The sequence below is a fragment of the Pseudoalteromonas luteoviolacea S2607 genome (genome assembly GCF_001625575.1).
Taxonomy (GTDB): domain Bacteria; phylum Pseudomonadota; class Gammaproteobacteria; order Enterobacterales; family Alteromonadaceae; genus Pseudoalteromonas; species Pseudoalteromonas luteoviolacea_E.
This window is the reverse complement of sequence record NZ_AUXV01000024.1, coordinates 41,741-59,662: the sequence shown is the minus strand read 5'-3', so window position 1 is coordinate 59,662 and position 17,922 is coordinate 41,741. Positions and strand designations below refer to the sequence as shown.

General features: G+C 41.7%; 16 protein-coding genes and 2 tRNA genes. 10 read left to right on the top strand and 8 right to left on the bottom strand.

Going from position 1 to position 17,922, the window contains the following annotated elements:
* The first annotated feature begins 25 nt into the window (after positions 1 to 25).
* Both N480_RS13535 and N480_RS13530 read left to right on the top strand, forming a co-directional pair.
* Positions 26 to 100: transfer RNA gene (locus N480_RS13535), tRNA-Gln, on the top strand.
* Positions 101 to 130: 30 nt separating this feature from the next.
* Positions 131 to 215: transfer RNA gene (locus N480_RS13530), tRNA-Leu, on the top strand.
* Positions 216 to 391: 176 nt separating this feature from the next.
* On the opposite strand, the gene N480_RS13525 is transcribed toward N480_RS13530, so the two are convergent.
* On the bottom strand, positions 392 to 1,555 hold the full coding sequence (locus N480_RS13525; RefSeq protein ID WP_063373029.1) for an FAD-dependent oxidoreductase: 1,164 nt from the start codon (positions 1,553 to 1,555) through the stop codon (positions 392 to 394).
* A 265-nt stretch (positions 1,556 to 1,820) separates the two neighbouring features.
* On the opposite strand from N480_RS13525, the gene miaB reads away from it, so the two are divergent.
* From miaB to N480_RS13490, 7 genes are all read left to right on the top strand, one after another.
* Positions 1,821 to 3,254 carry a tRNA (N6-isopentenyl adenosine(37)-C2)-methylthiotransferase MiaB gene (miaB, locus tag N480_RS13520; protein WP_063373028.1) on the top strand — a complete coding sequence of 478 codons (1,434 nt, stop codon included), beginning with the start codon at positions 1,821 to 1,823 and terminating at the stop codon, positions 3,252 to 3,254.
* Between the two features lie 54 nt (positions 3,255 to 3,308).
* Complete coding sequence (locus N480_RS13515; RefSeq protein WP_063373027.1) at positions 3,309 to 4,355, top strand: PhoH family protein; 1,047 nt, start codon at positions 3,309 to 3,311, stop codon at positions 4,353 to 4,355.
* The gene (gene ybeY, locus N480_RS13510) at positions 4,352 to 4,813 is read left to right on the top strand and encodes an rRNA maturation RNase YbeY (RefSeq protein ID WP_063373026.1); all 462 of its coding nucleotides are present in this window, start codon (positions 4,352 to 4,354) and stop codon (positions 4,811 to 4,813) included. Before N480_RS13515 ends, ybeY begins: the two co-directional genes overlap by 4 nt.
* Before the next feature lie 18 nt (positions 4,814 to 4,831).
* Positions 4,832 to 5,710 carry a CNNM family magnesium/cobalt transport protein CorC gene (gene corC, locus N480_RS13505; RefSeq protein ID WP_063373025.1) on the top strand — a complete coding sequence of 293 codons (879 nt, stop codon included), beginning with the start codon at positions 4,832 to 4,834 and terminating at the stop codon, positions 5,708 to 5,710.
* Positions 5,688 to 7,265 (top strand): apolipoprotein N-acyltransferase, encoded by a 1,578-nt coding sequence (gene lnt, locus N480_RS13500; RefSeq protein ID WP_063373024.1) that lies wholly within the window; start codon positions 5,688 to 5,690, stop codon positions 7,263 to 7,265. The genes corC and lnt overlap by 23 nt, the downstream gene beginning before the upstream one ends.
* A gap of 196 nt (positions 7,266 to 7,461) precedes the next feature.
* Positions 7,462 to 7,719: a hypothetical protein gene (locus tag N480_RS13495; RefSeq protein ID WP_063373023.1), complete on the top strand. Its 258-nt coding sequence runs from the start codon at positions 7,462 to 7,464 to the stop codon at positions 7,717 to 7,719.
* Positions 7,716 to 8,243, top strand: a complete 528-nt coding sequence (locus N480_RS13490) for a GNAT family N-acetyltransferase (protein ID WP_081231872.1) — start codon at positions 7,716 to 7,718, stop codon at positions 8,241 to 8,243. The genes N480_RS13495 and N480_RS13490 overlap by 4 nt, the downstream gene beginning before the upstream one ends.
* Before the next feature lie 165 nt (positions 8,244 to 8,408).
* Here N480_RS13490 and N480_RS13485 read toward each other — a convergent pair whose 3' ends face one another.
* On the bottom strand, positions 8,409 to 9,224 hold the full coding sequence (locus N480_RS13485; RefSeq protein WP_196761494.1) for a DUF4437 domain-containing protein: 816 nt from the start codon (positions 9,222 to 9,224) through the stop codon (positions 8,409 to 8,411).
* A 417-nt stretch (positions 9,225 to 9,641) separates the two neighbouring features.
* On the opposite strand from N480_RS13485, the gene N480_RS13480 reads away from it, so the two are divergent.
* Complete coding sequence (locus tag N480_RS13480) at positions 9,642 to 10,016, top strand: hypothetical protein (protein ID WP_063373022.1); 375 nt, start codon at positions 9,642 to 9,644, stop codon at positions 10,014 to 10,016.
* Between the two features lie 1,051 nt (positions 10,017 to 11,067).
* On the opposite strand, the gene N480_RS13470 is transcribed toward N480_RS13480, so the two are convergent.
* The 6 genes from N480_RS13470 to N480_RS13450 form a co-directional block, all read right to left on the bottom strand.
* Positions 11,068 to 11,892, bottom strand: a complete 825-nt coding sequence (locus N480_RS13470) for a hypothetical protein (RefSeq protein WP_063373020.1) — start codon at positions 11,890 to 11,892, stop codon at positions 11,068 to 11,070.
* Positions 11,893 to 12,329: 437 nt separating this feature from the next.
* A complete protein-coding gene (locus N480_RS13465) occupies positions 12,330 to 12,764 on the bottom strand; it encodes a hypothetical protein (RefSeq protein WP_063373019.1) in 435 nt (144 codons plus the stop codon).
* Between the two features lie 8 nt (positions 12,765 to 12,772).
* Positions 12,773 to 12,901, bottom strand: coding sequence for a hypothetical protein (locus tag N480_RS25920; RefSeq protein WP_269201003.1), 129 nt, complete (start codon positions 12,899 to 12,901; stop codon positions 12,773 to 12,775).
* Positions 12,902 to 13,178: 277 nt separating this feature from the next.
* Positions 13,179 to 13,586 (bottom strand): hypothetical protein, encoded by a 408-nt coding sequence (locus tag N480_RS13460; RefSeq protein ID WP_063373018.1) that lies wholly within the window; start codon positions 13,584 to 13,586, stop codon positions 13,179 to 13,181.
* A 270-nt stretch (positions 13,587 to 13,856) separates the two neighbouring features.
* Positions 13,857 to 14,603, bottom strand: a complete 747-nt coding sequence (locus N480_RS13455) for an SDR family oxidoreductase (protein ID WP_063373017.1) — start codon at positions 14,601 to 14,603, stop codon at positions 13,857 to 13,859.
* Between the two features lie 70 nt (positions 14,604 to 14,673).
* Positions 14,674 to 17,907, bottom strand: coding sequence for a S41 family peptidase (locus N480_RS13450; RefSeq protein WP_081231871.1), 3,234 nt, complete (start codon positions 17,905 to 17,907; stop codon positions 14,674 to 14,676).
* Between the last annotated feature and the right edge of the window lie 15 nt (positions 17,908 to 17,922).

The following is a 17,922-nucleotide window of genomic DNA, read 5'->3' as shown; positions in this document are numbered from 1 at the left end:
AACTAAAATAATCGACTACCTTTGTTGGAGTATCGCCAAGCGGTAAGGCAGCGGGTTTTGATCCCGCCATTCCCAGGTTCAAATCCTGGTACTCCAGCCAATTATCTTCTATAGATAATAATTAAACATTGCGGAAGTGGCGGAATTGGTAGACGCGCTGGATTTAGGTTCCAGTATCTTAGGATGTGAGAGTTCAAGTCTCTCCTTCCGCACCATGTTTAAATTCTTTCTTATTCAAACTCATCTCTTTTATTAATACTACACTTTAAACGTCTTGCTATTATTTTTCCTATTGCGCAAAAAATTAATTTAAAGCCTTTATTGTTGTGTAACTCCAATTTGCACAAAAAAAGGAAGCTCATTCGCTCCCTCTATACAAAACTTACATTACTTAAAAACTGCCACCCATAGCATGCTTCAATACTTCTCTTTTAAGTGGGCCAGCTTTATTGGCGAGTGTTAATGCCAAACTGCGTAATGACTTGAGAGGCTTTAGCTCATTTGAAAAACCAAAGTAACAGGCATCCATCATACTCATCATTAATAAGTTATCTTTGCGGCGCATTTTTTCATACTGATGTAATCGAGATAGCTCACCTACATCATCACACCCTTGCAAACAACCACCTAACGCAGCAACATCTTTAAACCCAAGGTTGACGCCTTGTCCAGCAAGTGGGTTGATTGTATGTGCGGCATCTCCTACTAACACCAAACGTCCTTTGCTGTATTGATTAGCATGCTGGCGCGCAAGTGGGAAGACCGCGCTCTGCTCGATTGTGAAATCTCCTGGCAGGTCAAAGAAATGTGAAAGCACCTCTTCTTTTAGCGCTTCGTTGGATAGCGTTTGTAAACGTTTCAGTTCTGAGCTGTGGTGATACCATATTAAATTGGCATAAGGCGCTTGCATCGGCAAAAACGCAATTGGACCTGTCGGTTTAAACTCCTGCCATGTTTTTACTTGTTGTGGCGCATCTAATTTAATTAAAACTCCCATACAATGCTGTTGATATTGCCAGCCAGTCACACCAATACCTGCTAAGTTTCGGAGTTGCGAACGCCCACCATCAGCGGCAATCAAGAGATCTGCTGTAAACCTTTGCTCTGGGTAAACAAGTTCAATACTGCTCAGGTGCTGCTCTAGCGCAATCGGAGCGTCTTTAACTTCAATGACCTGAATATTATTTTCTTCAAACTGAGACCATAATGAAGCCTGTATAATGCTATTTTCAACCAGATGCCCTAAATGCGACGTTGAAACTTCTTCTCTGTCAAACAGCAAATGTTCGCTGCCTTTTTCGTAAGCTTCAAGTTGATGGTATGGTGCATTGCGGCTTGTTCTAATTAAAGGCATCGCGCCCAGTTTATCTAGTAATGCTTCCGAAAAACGGTTGATTGCCGATACTCGAATATCCACTTGCTCTCCTTCAAGTATCGCTTTGGCATCTATCGGATTATTCTCAATGACAGTGACTTGGCAACCTTGGCGCGCCAGTTCTACCGCTGCCGCTGCACCAACCATACCCCCACCGACTATCAACACGTTATTTTTCATAAATTTGCCTACATTTTTTGGTGTATACACATTGTATCGTAAATCCCAGAAAAAAGATCCTTCCCGACGATTGTAGCTGAATAATTACATCCGTCATTGATCCCCACTTTGAAAGATGAAATCTATACTTGGCTAGTGACTACAGGTCATATAAAATACGCCTCTTTTTAAGCTATTTTAGTAAGTGTAAGTCAGTTGTAGGGGTATTTTCTTAACTGGCGAGGCGTTGTGCTTATCATCGAATTGAAAACGAGGCTTTATTTCAATGGGTAAAAAATTGCATATCAAAACCTGGGGCTGTCAAATGAATGAGTATGACTCCCAGAAAATGGCGGATCTGCTAGACTCCACCAATGGCTATCAGCTAACAGAAGAAGCTGAGCAGGCGGATGTGATCCTACTCAATACCTGTTCAATTCGTGAAAAGGCACAGGAAAAAGTATTCCACCAATTAGGTCGCTGGAAATTACTAAAAGAAGATAACCCTGATTTGGTTATTGGTGTAGGTGGCTGCGTGGCATCTCAAGAGGGTGACACAATCCGTCAACGTGCCCCTTTTGTTGATATTGTATTTGGCCCACAAACACTTCACCGTCTACCTGAAATGATTAAACAAGTTCAGAGCAAAGAAGGTTCTGTTGTTGATATCTCATTCCCAGAAATTGAAAAGTTTGATCGCCTACCAGAACCAAAAGCAGAAGGACCAACAGCCTTCGTTTCGATTATGGAAGGTTGCTCTAAGTACTGTACCTTCTGTGTAGTACCATACACTCGCGGTGAAGAAGTAAGCCGTCCGCTTGACGACGTTATTTTAGAAGTTGCTCAGCTTGCTGAACAGGGTGTTCGTGAAGTAAACCTACTCGGTCAAAACGTAAATGCATTCCGCGGCGAAATGCATGACGGTGAAATCTGTTATTTCTCAGATTTACTACGTTATGTTGCTGCAATTGATGGTATAGACCGTATTCGCTATACGACGTCTCACCCTGTGGAATTTACGCCAGATATCATTGAAGCATACAAAGATGTGCCAGAGCTTGTAGACCACCTCCACTTGCCTGTTCAAAGTGGTTCCGACCGCGTACTTAACCTAATGAAGCGTGGTCATACAGCGCTTGAGTACAAATCAACTATCAGAAAGCTACGTAAAGTTCGCCCTAATTTAAGTATGAGCTCAGACTTCATCATTGGTTTCCCTGGTGAATCTAAAGCAGACTTTGAAGAAACAATGAACCTTATCAATGCCATCGGTTTTGATATGAGCTTTAGCTTTATTTATTCTGCTCGCCCAGGTACGCCAGCAGCTGATTTACCTGACGATGTGCCAGAGCAAGAGAAAAAAGAGCGACTATATATCCTACAAAATCGCATCAACCAAATGGCGCAAGACATTAGCCGTAAGATGTTTGATACAGAACAGCGTATTTTGGTAGAGGGGCCATCCAAGAAAAACCCTATGGAACTGCGTGGCCGTACTGAAAACAACCGAGTAGTGAACTTTGAAGGCCCACATTCAGTGATCGGTCAATTTGTCGATGTACGTATTACAGAAGCGCTACCGAACTCACTACGTGGTGAATTGATCAGAACCGAAGCACAAATGGACTTGCGTCGTGATGTTGCCCCATCTGACATTTTAAATCGCGCACCATCGGAGCCAGAAGCTAACGAGTTGGGTGTTGCCACCTTTACTCCATAGAACGAACGTTATGCGCCAGCACCTTGCTGGCGCATTCAATCTTAGGAAGTCATTTTGAGCAATCAAGTAAAAAATATTGAGTTTTATCTAGAACCTGCCGACAACAACCGCCTCTCTTCTCTTTGTGGTCCTTTTGACGATAACTTAAAACAAATAGAACGCCGATTAGGGGTAGAAGTCGCCCACAGGGATAACTGGTTTAAAGTCACAGGAAACCAAATCACAGCCAAAGCCGCTGTTGATATTTTAAAGTCTCTGTACGTTGATACTCAGCCAGTAAAAGGCAAAGCCCAAGATATCGAACCTGATCATGTTCATTTGGCGATCACAGAAGCCAACTGTCTAGAACAAGACATGCCCAACGTGTGGGAAAAAGAAGTCTTTATCAAAACGCGTCGTGGTGTTGTTAAGCCTAGAAACCCAAACCAAAGCCAGTATGTTGCAAATATTCTTACTCATGACATTAGCTTCGGTATTGGTCCCGCAGGTACAGGTAAAACATACTTAGCGGTTGCTGCCGCTGTAGACGCGCTTGAACGTCAGGAAATCCGACGCATACTTTTGACTCGCCCAGCTGTTGAGGCAGGTGAAAAGCTGGGCTTTTTGCCAGGTGACTTGACCCAGAAGATTGATCCATACTTACGCCCGCTTTACGACGCCTTGTTTGAAATGCTTGGTTTCGAAAAAGTTGAACGTTTAATCGAAAAAAATGTCATAGAAGTTGCCCCTCTTGCATACATGCGTGGACGTACTTTAAATGATGCCTTTATCATTCTTGACGAAAGCCAAAATACAACGACTGAACAGATGAAGATGTTTTTGACGCGTATTGGCTTTAACTCCAAAGCCGTCATTACCGGTGATATTACGCAGGTCGATTTACCTCGTGGAGCCCGTTCTGGTTTACGTCATGCCATTGAAGTATTAAGTAACGTAGACGAAATCTCTTTCAACTTCTTTAAATCACATGATGTTGTTCGTCATCCAGTTGTGGCACGGATCGTGGAGGCATATGAAGCAAAAGAAGAGCAAGAACGTCAAGAAAAAGTGGCAAAACAAAAAGCGCGACAACAAGCAGCAGAACAAGGTCCAGAATCATGAGTGTTGATGTAGATTTACAGCTCGCCTGTGAATTTAACGATTTACCTAGCGAAAACCAGTTTCAAAATTGGGCCGAAAAAGCGTTGCTTCCGTATAGAGAACACGCCGAAGTGACGATTCGTATTGCTGATGAAACTGAAAGCCAAGAATTAAATGGTCAATATAGAGGAAAAGACAAGCCAACAAACGTTTTGTCGTTTCCTTTTGAAGCACCTCCTGGCATCGAGTTGCCGCTCGTCGGAGATCTAATTATTTGTCCGCAAGTGGTTTTTCGCGAAGCTCAGGAACAAGAAAAATCTTTCCATGATCATTTTGCTCATATGGTCATACATGGGTGCTTGCATTTGTTGGGCTTTGACCATATAAATGAACAAGACGCCATGGAAATGGAAAGTCTTGAAAAAGAATTTTTAGCCGATTTGGGCATTGCTGACCCATATCGAGATGATATTAATTAATTGGAGTAAAAGACTACAATGAGCGACGATAACTCGCAAAGTAGCCAGGGTTCTTCTAGCAGAAACTGGCTGGGACGCATCACTCAGATGCTGCAAGGGGAACCCCAAAACAAAGAAGAGTTGGTAGAAGTCATTGCTGACGCTCAAGAAAGAGCACTTATCGACCCTGAGACCAAGGATATGATGGAAGGTGTATTGAGCGTTTCTGAGCTCAAAGTTCGCGACATCATGATCCCTCGTTCTCAGATGATTACACTCGATGTAGAGCAAGACTTAGAATCTCAACTTCCTGCGATGGTTGAATCTAGCCACTCTCGCTTTCCCGTGGTTTGCGAAGACAAAGACCACGTAGAAGGTATATTGCTTGCTAAAGATCTTTTACCTTTAATACTTAAGCGTAATGGTGCACTACCAGCCATTAAAGAGTATTTGCGCCCGGCCATTGTAGTACCTGAGAGTAAAAGGGTTGATACGCTACTTAATGAGTTCAGACAAAAACGATACCATATGGCTATCGTCATTGATGAATATGGCGGTGTATCAGGTCTCGTTACCATCGAAGATATTCTTGAAACCATCGTTGGTGAAATCGAAGATGAACATGACGATGAAGATGAACAACAGGACATTCGTCAGCTCTCAAAGCATGTATTTAACGTGCAAGCACTCACGCCACTTGAAGAGTTCAACGAGTACTTTAAAACAGAATATGACACACAAGAGGCCGATACGATCGGTGGCATAATTCTACATGCATTTGGGCATATGCCGAGTAAAGGTGAAACCATTGATGTGGAGCCATTACAGTTCAAAGTGACTAACTCTGACAATCGCCGTATTTTGCAACTGCAAGTAACGGTGCCTAAAACTGAGCATGTTGAAGACACAACTGAATAAGCTCATTACCTTATGTAAAGATAAGAACGCATGGCTGGCTTTAATCGCGGGCTGTGCACTTACTTTTGCCTACGCCCCTTTTGGCTTATGGCCCATCACGTTTATATGCTTCTCAATTGCGGCCTATGTCACCGATCAACCCACTCCCAAACAAGCTGCTAAATATGGTTTCTTATTTGGCTTTGGTTGGTTTGCGTTAGGTATTAGCTGGGTTCATGTTTCCATTGCGCAATTTGGTGGGCTACCTATTGCCCTGTCCTTACTTGCTATGGCCCTGCTGTGTGCATATTTAGCACTTTACCCTGCTTTAGCGTTTGCGTTTGCTAACCGCTACAGTAAATCTCACTGGCAAAGGCTAGCTCTACTCATCAGTGGTTTTGCAATTACAGAGTATCTGCGCGGGACCCTGCTGACAGGCTTTCCTTGGCTCAGTTTTGGCTACACCCTCACAGACTCACCTTTCAATGGTCTAGCACCTTGGATTGGTGAATTTGGCCTAACCTTGCTATGCGTTGCGCTTGGTTACATAGGTTATTGGTTGCTTAGATACAAACACTACAAAAGCGTACTCGCAACACTTACACCCATAGTGATACTGTGCCTTTTTAGTGCACATAATACAGATACACGATACAGTGGTCAGCAGCTTAAAACCTTGCTAGTACAGGGCAATATTGCGCAGAGTTTGCGCTGGGCCCCTGAGCAATTTTGGCCCACCATGTCAAAATACCAAGATATGACAAGGCCTAATTGGGCGAATGTCGATCTCGTAGTCTGGCCAGAAGCCGCGATACCCGAAATAGAAGATTATGCGTTTGATTATTTGATCAATTTGGACAAAGCCGCAGCATTTAACAACACCGCTTTGATAACGGGGATCCCCGACTACCAGTTTGATACGCGCAATGTCTACAACACGCTAATTGTCCTCGGTAAAAAGCAGCAAGATGACAAAGAGGGTCAGTACCGATACCTACATCGTAATCGCTACCAAAAGCACCAATTATTGCCTATTGGCGAGTTTGTGCCCTTTGAGGACCTATTAAGACCTCTCGCGCCCCTATTTGACCTGCCAATGTCCTCCTTTTCTCGAGGGGACGCGGTACAAAATAACTTACTAGCAAATGGTATTCACGTTTTACCAGCCATTTGCTACGAAATTGCCTTTAGCGAACTTGTGCGTGGTAACTACACCAATAAGTCAGATATATTATTTACAGTGAGTAATGACGCATGGTTTGGCGATTCTCATGGTCCACATCAGCATATGCAAATAGCTAGAATGCGCGCATTAGAGTTACAAAGGCCTATGGTACGGGTGACCAATAACGGTATCAGTGGCGTGTATGACCCGCTATCTCAGCAACAAATTACAATTCCTCAGTTTACTAGCAACGTACTTAGTACAGAATTAAAACTGATATCCGGCCATAGTTTTTTTAGTAAACATGGTCATACGCCCGTTTGGTTGTTCGTCGGATTACTGTTACTTTTGGTGCTACTGACTCATGCCAGACGTTATGTGTCTGCGAAAATGGAAAAAGCCTTTTTCTAACGGTTGGTTTATCGGTAATGCCACTTAGCTCATCATCTATAAAACTCCCCACTTTGGTGCAAGTTTAGAGACAAAGCACCGTTATGACCCAAAAAGCCATTGGTAAAAAATTTAACCAACTGATTTTTATATAGATTAACTTTTGGCATTAATCTTTCTTCTTGTTATTACTTTAACAAGTGAAGAAAGGGTTCCCATGGATATAGCAACCTTAAACATGCAAGATAACTTGCTCCGCGCAATACATATGGTCAATGAAAAAGGATTAAGTATTAGCGAGAGCGCCAAGTCATGCCATATTTCACAACTGCGTTTATATAAAGCCGTTCGCGCACATAATGCGACCCAAGCGCAGCAACTGGCTCAGCTACAATTAAAGCGCAGCCATTTATTTGAACAGCTTACTGAAATTGATGCGCGTATAACTCAATTAGAGCGCAAGGTAGCAAAGTGATAACCATTGAACGTATTGCTCGAATAGACCCCGCAACCTTTGAAGCGCTGCGCAACCTATTAGACGCTTGTATTGATCACGGCGCATCTCTCGGTTTTTATGCACCAGCAGGGGCAGACTTGCTGCTTTCTTATTGGCAAACAGTTGCAAAAGAAGTCAGTAACAACCAAAGATTGTTATACATCTTATATGACCATGGTGAAGTGCAAGCCACCGTACAGCTGTCATTGTGTCAAAAACAAAATGGGCGTCACCGTGCTGAGGTTGAAAAACTGCTCGTTCAGCCACGCGCTCATCGTCGAGGATATGCTTCACAGCTGATGGCATATATTGAGTCAGATGCGTTACAACAAGGTATTCAACTTTTGGTATTAGATACTCTAAGTGGCGACAAAGCTGAGCACTTTTATCATTCCATTGGGTATAGCAAGGTTGGGCAAATACCCTATTATGTATCCGATGTATCAGGGCGGCTCAATAGCACAAGTTATTACTATAAACACCTTATTGTTAATCCCCAATAAATACTCGCTGATGGGGCTTAATATATAAAGCAGTATACATGGGCTCGTCGGGAGCCCAAAAACTTTTGCTGTTAAAAAACACCACGGTGTAACATGCTCTGCATATTGAGTTAATTAAATTATGCGTTTAATTAGACTGTAAAAATAGAACGGCTTTCCCCATTGTTACTTTTTGTTGCTCAAAATGTGTAGTTTACTATTGGTACGCACATAAATTACGACCTCCTTTTCGGCTACCTCGATAAGAGAACCATCATCTGTATGACTAAAATAGCTCCCAGGGTTGAGAATAGAGTTTTGTTTTATATGCTTTAAATGACCACGAATAACCACGGCATGAAAGATACTGCCTTCACTTTTAAGCTGGCCATTAAAGCCCGCAGGAAGTTTAATCAAGCTGCCATTTAATTGGCCTTTAGCAGTACTCCCCCACAAAAATGCTCGCTTCACATCTTGTTGCGCATCAACCCACTTGATGTCATTCGCTCCAAGCCAAACTAGATTTGACTGGTCAACATTGACCGCACGTTCGCCATTATCAAAAGCTTGCTCTTTTGGATGCACAAGATAAGGACCATTATCAATCTCTATGTAGGCAATGCTTTGTTTGTCTTTCGCCGCAGTAATATGCGCCTCACCAGCAGGTTGTGTCCAAAAAGACCCAGCCGGTAGCCACATTGTTGCGGCTTGCGGATCATCATTATGAACCAGCCCCTCTATAACCACGCCACGATAAGAGACATTGTGAATGTGAGGTGGAGACTCAAAACCCGGCCTAAATTTAACTAAAAACCCTGTTGCTGCACTGCTTTTTCGATCGCCCCATAAATCAGCAGCTTGCGGGCTAGCAACGCCCCTTGCAGGATTCAGAGGGCTCCACTGAAGTTGATCAATAGAACGTACACCAGCCGCTTTACTGGCAGCAAAATGGCTAATGAATAAAAACAAACCAGCTAAAATTAACTTCAAACGACTTACCACACATACTCCTATATTTTCAGATGATGAGAGCACATAAGCTCCTTCCAAACTCAAGGGTAATTCCTATAACTAAAACTGATAACAAGCATAAAAGAGGAAACATAATTAAGATTTTATTGATAATTGAAGTGTTCTATTAAGCTGACGGCCAAACTTGAGCAAAAATGACTAAAAATGCCAATCAGCCACTAAGCTCTATAGACTCACGTTAGTTTTTCATCAAAGTTATAAAAACTAACGTGAGTCTATTTAAACGAAAAAACCTATAAAAATTAATAAAGTCACAATTTAACAATTTAACAATTTAACAATTTAACAATTTAAATATATTATTTAAAAGCATATCATTATTTAAAAATTTGATTTTTTAAATAGAATAGCCAATGGATTTAAAGTTGAAAAATAAAGGACACTAATATGAAAAAATTGGCTATAGCTGCATCTTTTGTTTTATTCGCTGGCTTATCTCAAGCACAATCAACAACCGTTGTAACAGCCGATAAGGTTGTAAAGGAAGTTCGTGTCGAAGTATATCACGGTAATGCATACTATTACTTCGCTTCAGTAGATAGCAATGAAGCCGCTGCAAATGACGCCAATAATACGTGGGAAGCACCAGGTTGCCCATCTGCAATTTATGCGTATATTCCAGCAAGCTCACCAGGTGCTGAGCGCATGTTTGATCTGGCTATGCATTCAAAAAACACCAACACCCCTCTTCAGTTTTCTGGCATCTGTGGCGATCACAAAGGCAATAATATCTATATTCAAGCAAACTACGCGACATTCTAATCGCTAGTTTATTTACAAGCCGTATTAAGCGGCTTGTTCAGCCTATTTTACCTATCAGAATAAGTAGGGTTTTGAGCCTAAGCATCGTACATTAGCTTACTACTTACGATTGCGATAAAAACTAATGTAACATAGAGGATCTCTATTACACTTATCTTCCACTGTAAAGTGACTTCCACTTCTTCTGCTTCTACTTTCTTTTTTATCTTTCGCCAAAAGTAATAACCCGCAAATACGTGCAAAATACATAATAATAAATAATCAAATAATTTAGATGATGTATTAGGTATTGAGTGATAGGCTCTGAGAATAAAAAAAGAGCACACAACACTATAAAAGCAATTCACAATCGAAAACAAAGCAAAGAATATATTTATGTAATACCCAACTTTAAATTCAATCGGAACAAAAACAAGCAATAGTAGAAAAATCAATATCGAGATAGGCAGTAAATATAAGGAAGCAACAACCGATTTCGAAATTTTTATTCTTTTAAGCATCCCCCTACCTTCTTTTGTCAGACAAGTACATACGAATCTCCTGATACTAGCTCAGTTGAAAGCCAATGGATAGAGAATTTTTGTTGATGTTTATGGGACAGTTACATAGCGTCATCCCAATTTTTCCAGTAGCCTTTTTGATCTTTCTTAATTTGGTCTCTTTGAGCCATTTTTAACCTTTAACCCCTTCACGGTGGTTCTTTTTATAATTATCTTTCCCCTGATAATTTTAGTTGAGCACTTGGAAATTGAATTAGGGCTCAGTTTTTTTGCCCAATTTAAAATGGGTGTCTTCTTAAATTGGCTCGTAGCTCATGAGGGGCGCTGAAAAACAGTTAAGCCCAGATATATGTCAGAGCAACGCTTTATTGCATGTGGCTAATCATCGAAGTGCAGCTGGTAGATATTAAAAAACAACGAGGCAGCAAAAGCTGCCCCGATAGATTTGCTTAGCTTGACATAAATGGAGTGTCCATATATGTCTTTTATAGTTTTGCTATGCTTGAATAGTCTACTTTCTTTTTAACATTAACTTAAGAAATCAATGTGACTTACAGTGGCTTTGTATCTGATGATAGTACTAAGCCACTTGTTTCTAGTGCTTCGCCTATCTCCGCCAATCTTCCAGTTTCTATGCTCCATAGAAACTGAGGGATATCATTGTTTAATTGAATCAATGAACCGTTAGACTCCATAAACTCCTTCATAGTATTTTCTGCAAATCTTTTATTGAGATGAGACTCCACAATAAAGTTATATTGATATATCTCTCTGAAATATCCATTTAAGGGGTAAAATTTTGCTACACCCGAGTTTTCTCTCCAGTTATTTAGCCTTCGAACATATTCATCATTAGAACCGAATTTCGTCCCTTTCGGCATTGCATTAATAGATGATAAATAATAGTCTGGGCCGTACTTAGCTGGAAACAAAAACACCCCGCCATAGAAAAGACCTAATTTATTCAAATAGCCTTCATACACATCGACTACATCTTCACTGGTAATATCGTTACTTGTTTCTCTTGCAGAGAAAATCCCTTGATTGAGGGCTTCCTTATCAAGGCTAAATGCAGCAAGAAGCTTTGATGGAAAAAAATCATCTTGGTAGTCTGGCTCACTGACCAATCTAAAATCAACAAATGAGGCTTCTGACCGAAGAAAATCTAATAGTTTCTTTCTGACCCGGCTATATTTACCATCTGTGGTTTTGTCATCGCAGCTTCCATTGGCCAATATAGGCTTCAAACTGTAGTGATTAAAAAGCCCCTCATTAATATTTAAAAGCTCATCTTCTAACTCGCTAGACCAATTGCAGACAAGGAAGCTAACAGCTTTATCTAAATTCAAATCACCTGGAAATACATTTTTGTACATGGCAACCCCAACCTTTAATCTTGTGCTACACAGGTATTTGTTCCACATTTGGAATCAGGCGCTTTCCTTATCTTTCTTTCCATTTGTGCAGCTGTTTGCTTTCCTGATAAGACTTCCACTACATTGACCTCTTTATAGACACCCATCTTAATTTATCACAGCACCAAATAAGCTTCTAAGCAGGAACAAACAACTCCTAAAAGTGATATATGCTGCAATTGTTCAGGTATTTTGCCCAATGAGTAGTCTGAGCAGGAATTTAGGCATGAACAGCCCTGTAACCTTTTATTAGTGGCTTGTGGAAGTGCGGTGATGAAAGTCTGGTAAAAAATTTTAATAGACATATATGGACACTCCGTGTGTGTCTTCTTAAATTGGCAAAGCCCACGGGTGTGGGCTTTAGATAATAAAGGCTAAAGTAATATTCAATCTTCCTGCTACGGTAGAGAGTCATGGTTCATGATAGTAATACGCTCTATCTTTTCTGACCCAACTTTGTATTGAAAATGAATTACAAAGTCATCAAGTACAAACTGATCCCAAGCACCTGAGCGACCCAGTATAGGATGATCAACGGGTCCACCTGACATAGTTGGAGCACCAAAATCATTTACGACTTCACTTTTCTCCAAAGTCAAAAACGCATCTTCAAATTCCTCTTTGAACCCACCATACTCACCAGAATTAATGAATATTACACAGATTTTTAACTCTTCATCGCATCGCACTTCAAGACCATTTTTAATAAAGACATAGTGATAAACTAACTCTTCACCTTCGTCATCTAATGACTTCTCCAAATTCCAATCTAAAAATGGTTTTTTTTCTAATAGTGAATCGATGCTCTTCCCGATAAAACTCGATAGCTTCATGGCTTTTACTACTTCTCCTTCATTGCATCATCAAATATTTTCTTATGTCTTTTAGCTGCACCTGCAAGATCCTCAGAGTATGCATCACTACGTGCAGGTGTATTGTCCTTCAAAGTGTTCTTTTTCGCTTTAGTCAACGGCTTACCTAACTCTCATTCCACAGCTTTTTCTTGGGCTGTGTGGGATGGCTGGAGATCCATTTCCACAACCTCACTTTATGAAGGTGACTATACCCATTGCTAGGTGTGATTTTTACCATGACTCACTTCTCGGAAACCGAAAACGTGAAGGCTGGTATATGAAGGGAAACAAGATGACGGAACTAAGCTATAAACCAAGTATTCTGATAGAGTATGAGAGATATCAGACTTGGTGTCCGTATATGTCAGTTGAAAAATCTAATCGATAATCCAGCTAAATACGACTAAATAACAACCACAAAAACACAAGAGCACTGGCTAAAGAGTAGACAACAAAATTGAGTATCCCATATTTTTTAACCAAACTGCTTTGCATCATTTCTTGGTCAAAATCTGGAAAGCCCTTATACTTTTTCCGTCTTGCCCAGCAATACATGAATGGTACAAAGTAAATGGCAATTGCATTTATATGAAAAAACGCTTCATGATAAAGCCAATCGTTTATTCGCTTAAAAGCACTAGGAATAAGAAGCTCCCCAAGCAAAAAGGCACTATGTACGTTCAACATAATCAAAAATGAAATCAAACACAGAGCAGAAAAGAAAGCGTAATCATTGTTTTCTCCCCTACTTCTTTCAAATGTATAGAGAACATAAAGCTGGACTTTATAAAAATACTCCATGCGACTGAGTCTCCTCTTCTAATAAACTTAATGTGTCCTACATACCGGTTGTAAAATCGAAAGTGTAAGCCAGCCCGCTCAAAACGCAGGAGGAGCGCTAATTAGTTATGGTAGACCCAATTTTCCTACCCAATTACATAAAAAACCGATAAGCATTAGCTGTGATATTAGGTAGGTCAGTGAAATTTAGTCTCTATATAAAAGGCGATAAACCTAAGAGTGCGCTCTTTCAATATGGTAAACAGGGCATCACCCCCAATTAAAATTAGCTTACTTCCCACCAGCTAAATCAATAAACGTGCCGGTGGCATAAGACGCTTCATCACTTAACAACCAGGCAATCGCATTAGCAACCTCTGCAGGTGTCCCACCACGTTTTAATGGCAAAAACTCTGCGACTCTATCAACCCGATTTGGCTCTCCACCATCGGCGTGAATATCAGTATAGATACAGCCAGGTCGCACACCGTTCACACGTATTCCTTCAGCCGCAAGCTCCAGTGACAAGCCTGTTGTGAAACTGTCTATCGCGCCTTTTGCGGCGGCATAATCAACATATTCATTTGCTCCGCCCAAGTAAGAGGCCGCTGAAGAGACATTTACCATGGCACAGCTTGTTACAGGATAGCTTGAGTCACGCATATGTTTAATCGCCTCCCGCGCACAAATAAAGTACGGTGTCACATTTTGTGTCAGCATCCAATTGATGCGCTCAGCATTCATTTCCTCGACACGCATCTGTGTTTGCAATACACCTGCATTATTAACGAGGTGTGTTACCCGCCCCAAACGCGTTTCAATCGCGTTAAACATCGCGACGACCTGCTGCTCATCACTAATATCAGCCTGAAAAAGCGCAGCTTTTCCACCAGCCGCCAAAATATCACTTTTTACTTCTTCAGCGGCTTGATGATTCGACTTATAGTTAATCGCAACCACATACCCTTGGGCTGCTAAGCATCTCGCACTCGCAGCACCGATGCCACGACTAGCACCTGTGATCAGTACAATTTTCATGTGTGCTCCTTGAATAAAAAAAGGGGGCCGTGCCCCCTTTATAATTAACTAATTAACTGACTAAATAGCTTTAGTCAATAAACTTTGTCGGTGCCGGTGGTACAGTGAGCGCTTTCTTCGGGTTTTCTTCAAGCTCTTTTAATAGCTCTTTAACCGCTCGCTCAACAGACGGGTCTTTACCCGCTTGAATGAGTTCAGGACGATCGATCACTTCGATGTCTGGTACCACACCTTCATTTTCGATGATCCAGTTACCGTCGTTGTCAAGAATACGGAAAGTCGCAGCAATTACCTGACCGCCGTCAACCAAACGTGGGTTACCCGAAATGCCGATTAAGCCACCCCAAGTACGTGTGCCAATCAACTTACCTAATCCCGCTTGGCGGAAATAGTAAGGAATAGCATCACCACCAGAACTCGAATAGCCATTAATCAACATAGCTTTAGGTCCATCGTGTGCAAATTGTGGGGTTTTCGTTGGCGTTACGCCACGACGCTTCCAGTAGTTAAGTGGCTTACGTGCAAGCCACGTGATGACATGTTCAGGAATAAAACCACCACCGTTGTAACGATCATCAATGATCAATGCATCTTTGGTCGTTTGTGGCATAAAGTTTTTGAACATTGAACGGTTGCCTTCGTAAGCCGTATTAGGAAGGTGTACATAACCAATACGACCACCAGAGAGCTCTTCTACGTAAGCTTTACGTGACTCGACCCACTGTAGGTAACGTAAACCAATTTCACTCTTTACAGGTTTAACGCTAACTTTCCAACTGTCTGCAAAACTTGGAGACTTACTTAGAATAAGCTCTACCGGCTCACCTTGTGTGTTCTCCAGTAACTCATAGAAGTTACTTACTTCATTTACGTTGCGACCATTTACAGCAAGGATGAAATCTCCCTCACTTGCGCGCACACCCGTTTCATTAAGCGGCGAGCGGAAGTCTTCATGCCAATTCTCACCTTTGAAAATATGCTTGATAGTCACAAAACCTGAACGATGGCTAGCGACTTCTGCACCCAATAAGCCGTGCTTCTTACGCTTGCCTTTTGGTTCATCACCTGACTGCACATAGATATGACCAGCGTTGATCTCACCCGCAATTTCACTGAGTACATAATCGATATCAGTACGGTGTGCCGCAGCATCCGCCATCGGCTGGTAACGCTTCAAGATTGCATCCCAGTCCTGACCGTGATGATTCTCGTCATAGAACCAATCACGTAATGTACGCCAACCTTCCGTGTACATTTGTGACCATTCAATGCGTGGGTCTATCTTCAAGTTCATTTTGCTTAAATCAAGCTGGTTCGCTTTTAAGTCTTGTTTGGCTTTTGGCTTGATCACACTGTATTTACTACCAGCTCGCACGATTACATGCTCACGATTTGTAGACACTTTGTATGTGCTAACGCCTTTGGCAACTGTTTTAACTTTGCCGTCAGCTTTATTTTCCACCAACTTAAGCGCGCCACCAGAAAGTGTTAGCACACCGCCTTTAACACCCGTCAATGCACGGTAGTTACCTGCTGGAGCAGGTAGTGACACCACCCGGTCCATAAACCCATCAACTTGAATGCTGGTATCTAAATCGGCTTTGTCGGCCTCGCTCTGGTCATCACTAACAATGCTCGTTTCATCGCTTTGCGGCGTATTGATTGGTTCAATAGAATCATTCACCGCCACTGAGTAAATACGGGTCGCTTTATTAAATAGATAATCAAACTCGTATGAACTGAAGGCTAAGTTGTAATCACGCTCAGAGGTGAAGTAAATATACTGACCATCTTCAGAGAATGTTGGGTTGTTTTCAGAAGTCATATCATCGGTTAAACGACTTAACTTTTTGCTTTCAACATTGTAGTGCCAAAGTGATGCATAACGGTTTTCGTTGTTTTTAACAAATACTAAGTCTTTACTGTTTGGCGACCATGTATATTGCGTAATGCCATCTTCATCATGTAAACCGCGATCGACTTTTGTTAGCTTTCCTGACTCAACGTCTAATAACCAAACGATATGATCTTTGTCTGCAAACAACAACTTCGTGTTATCTGGCGACCAAATAGGGTCAAAACGCCAAATCGTACCATTGTCTGTTAACTGCTTAACCTCGTTATTATTAGCACGATCTTTTAGGTAAATTTCGTATTCACCCGTTGCATCGCTCAAGTAAGCAATATAACGCGCATTTGGCGACCATGTCGCTGCAATTTCTCGGCCATTAGGCGTGTGTGATAAATTGCGCGTTGGGCCATTTTTAACAGGCACAGAAAAAATTTCACCGCGCGCAGCAAACACAGCGCGTTTACCATCGTGAGAAATATCCATTGAATCGATGAATTTACTGACATTTTTGCTATAAGGCATCGCGTGCTTACGCACACCATCAATATTAATAGTCAGCTTTTCTGTCATCTTATTCGCTTCGTTGAAACGATATAAGTAGCCGCCGTTTTCATAAACGATGGCATCAGGACCCGCAGAAGGCCAAAGCACATCAAACTCTTTATGGTCCGTCATTTTGACAGGCTTTTTACCTTCACGATATTTGTAAAGGTTAAGCGTGTAGTCTCTATCAGATACAAAGTAAATGCTGTCATTTACCCACGTTGGTTGCTGATCAGTAGCACGGTGAGTGGTAAGTTGCTCAGAGGTATTTTTTTCTAGGTCATATACCCAAACATCTTGCGCACGACCGCCACGTGAACGCTTCCAAGTTCTAAACTCTCTGTCGATAGGTGTATAAACGAATTTGCTGCCATCCGCTGATAACATACCGCCGCCACCTTCAGGGATCGCTAACGGTTGCTCTAGGCCCCCTTCCACAGGCACCATATATGGACGACCCATGCGCTTACCCCAAGGCGTACGGTTGGCGCGAAATACAATATGTTTGCCATCTGGTGTCCAATCTAATACACGGTAGTCAAATCCACCACGAGGCGGCATTGGGCCCACATCGTTATAGTAAGTCAGCTGCTTTAACCCAGAACCATCTTTGTTGATAACATAGATCTGACGACTGCCATTATATTCGGCAGCGAATGCAATTTTTTCACCATCTGGAGAAAATTTAGGAAAGGTTTCAAAGCCCACGTGATCGGTTAAGCGGGTGCTTTTACCAGTTTCGGTATTGGCTACATAAATGTCGCCAGAATACACAAAAGTGACGTGCTCTTTATGAATATCAGGGAATCTTAATAAACGAGTATCTTCCGTGCTATAGGCATTTGCCACTGGGCTCGCAAGTGGCCCAAGCACTGCAGCCATAGCCGCAAATAAATGCTTTATTTTCATTATTTTCTCATATTT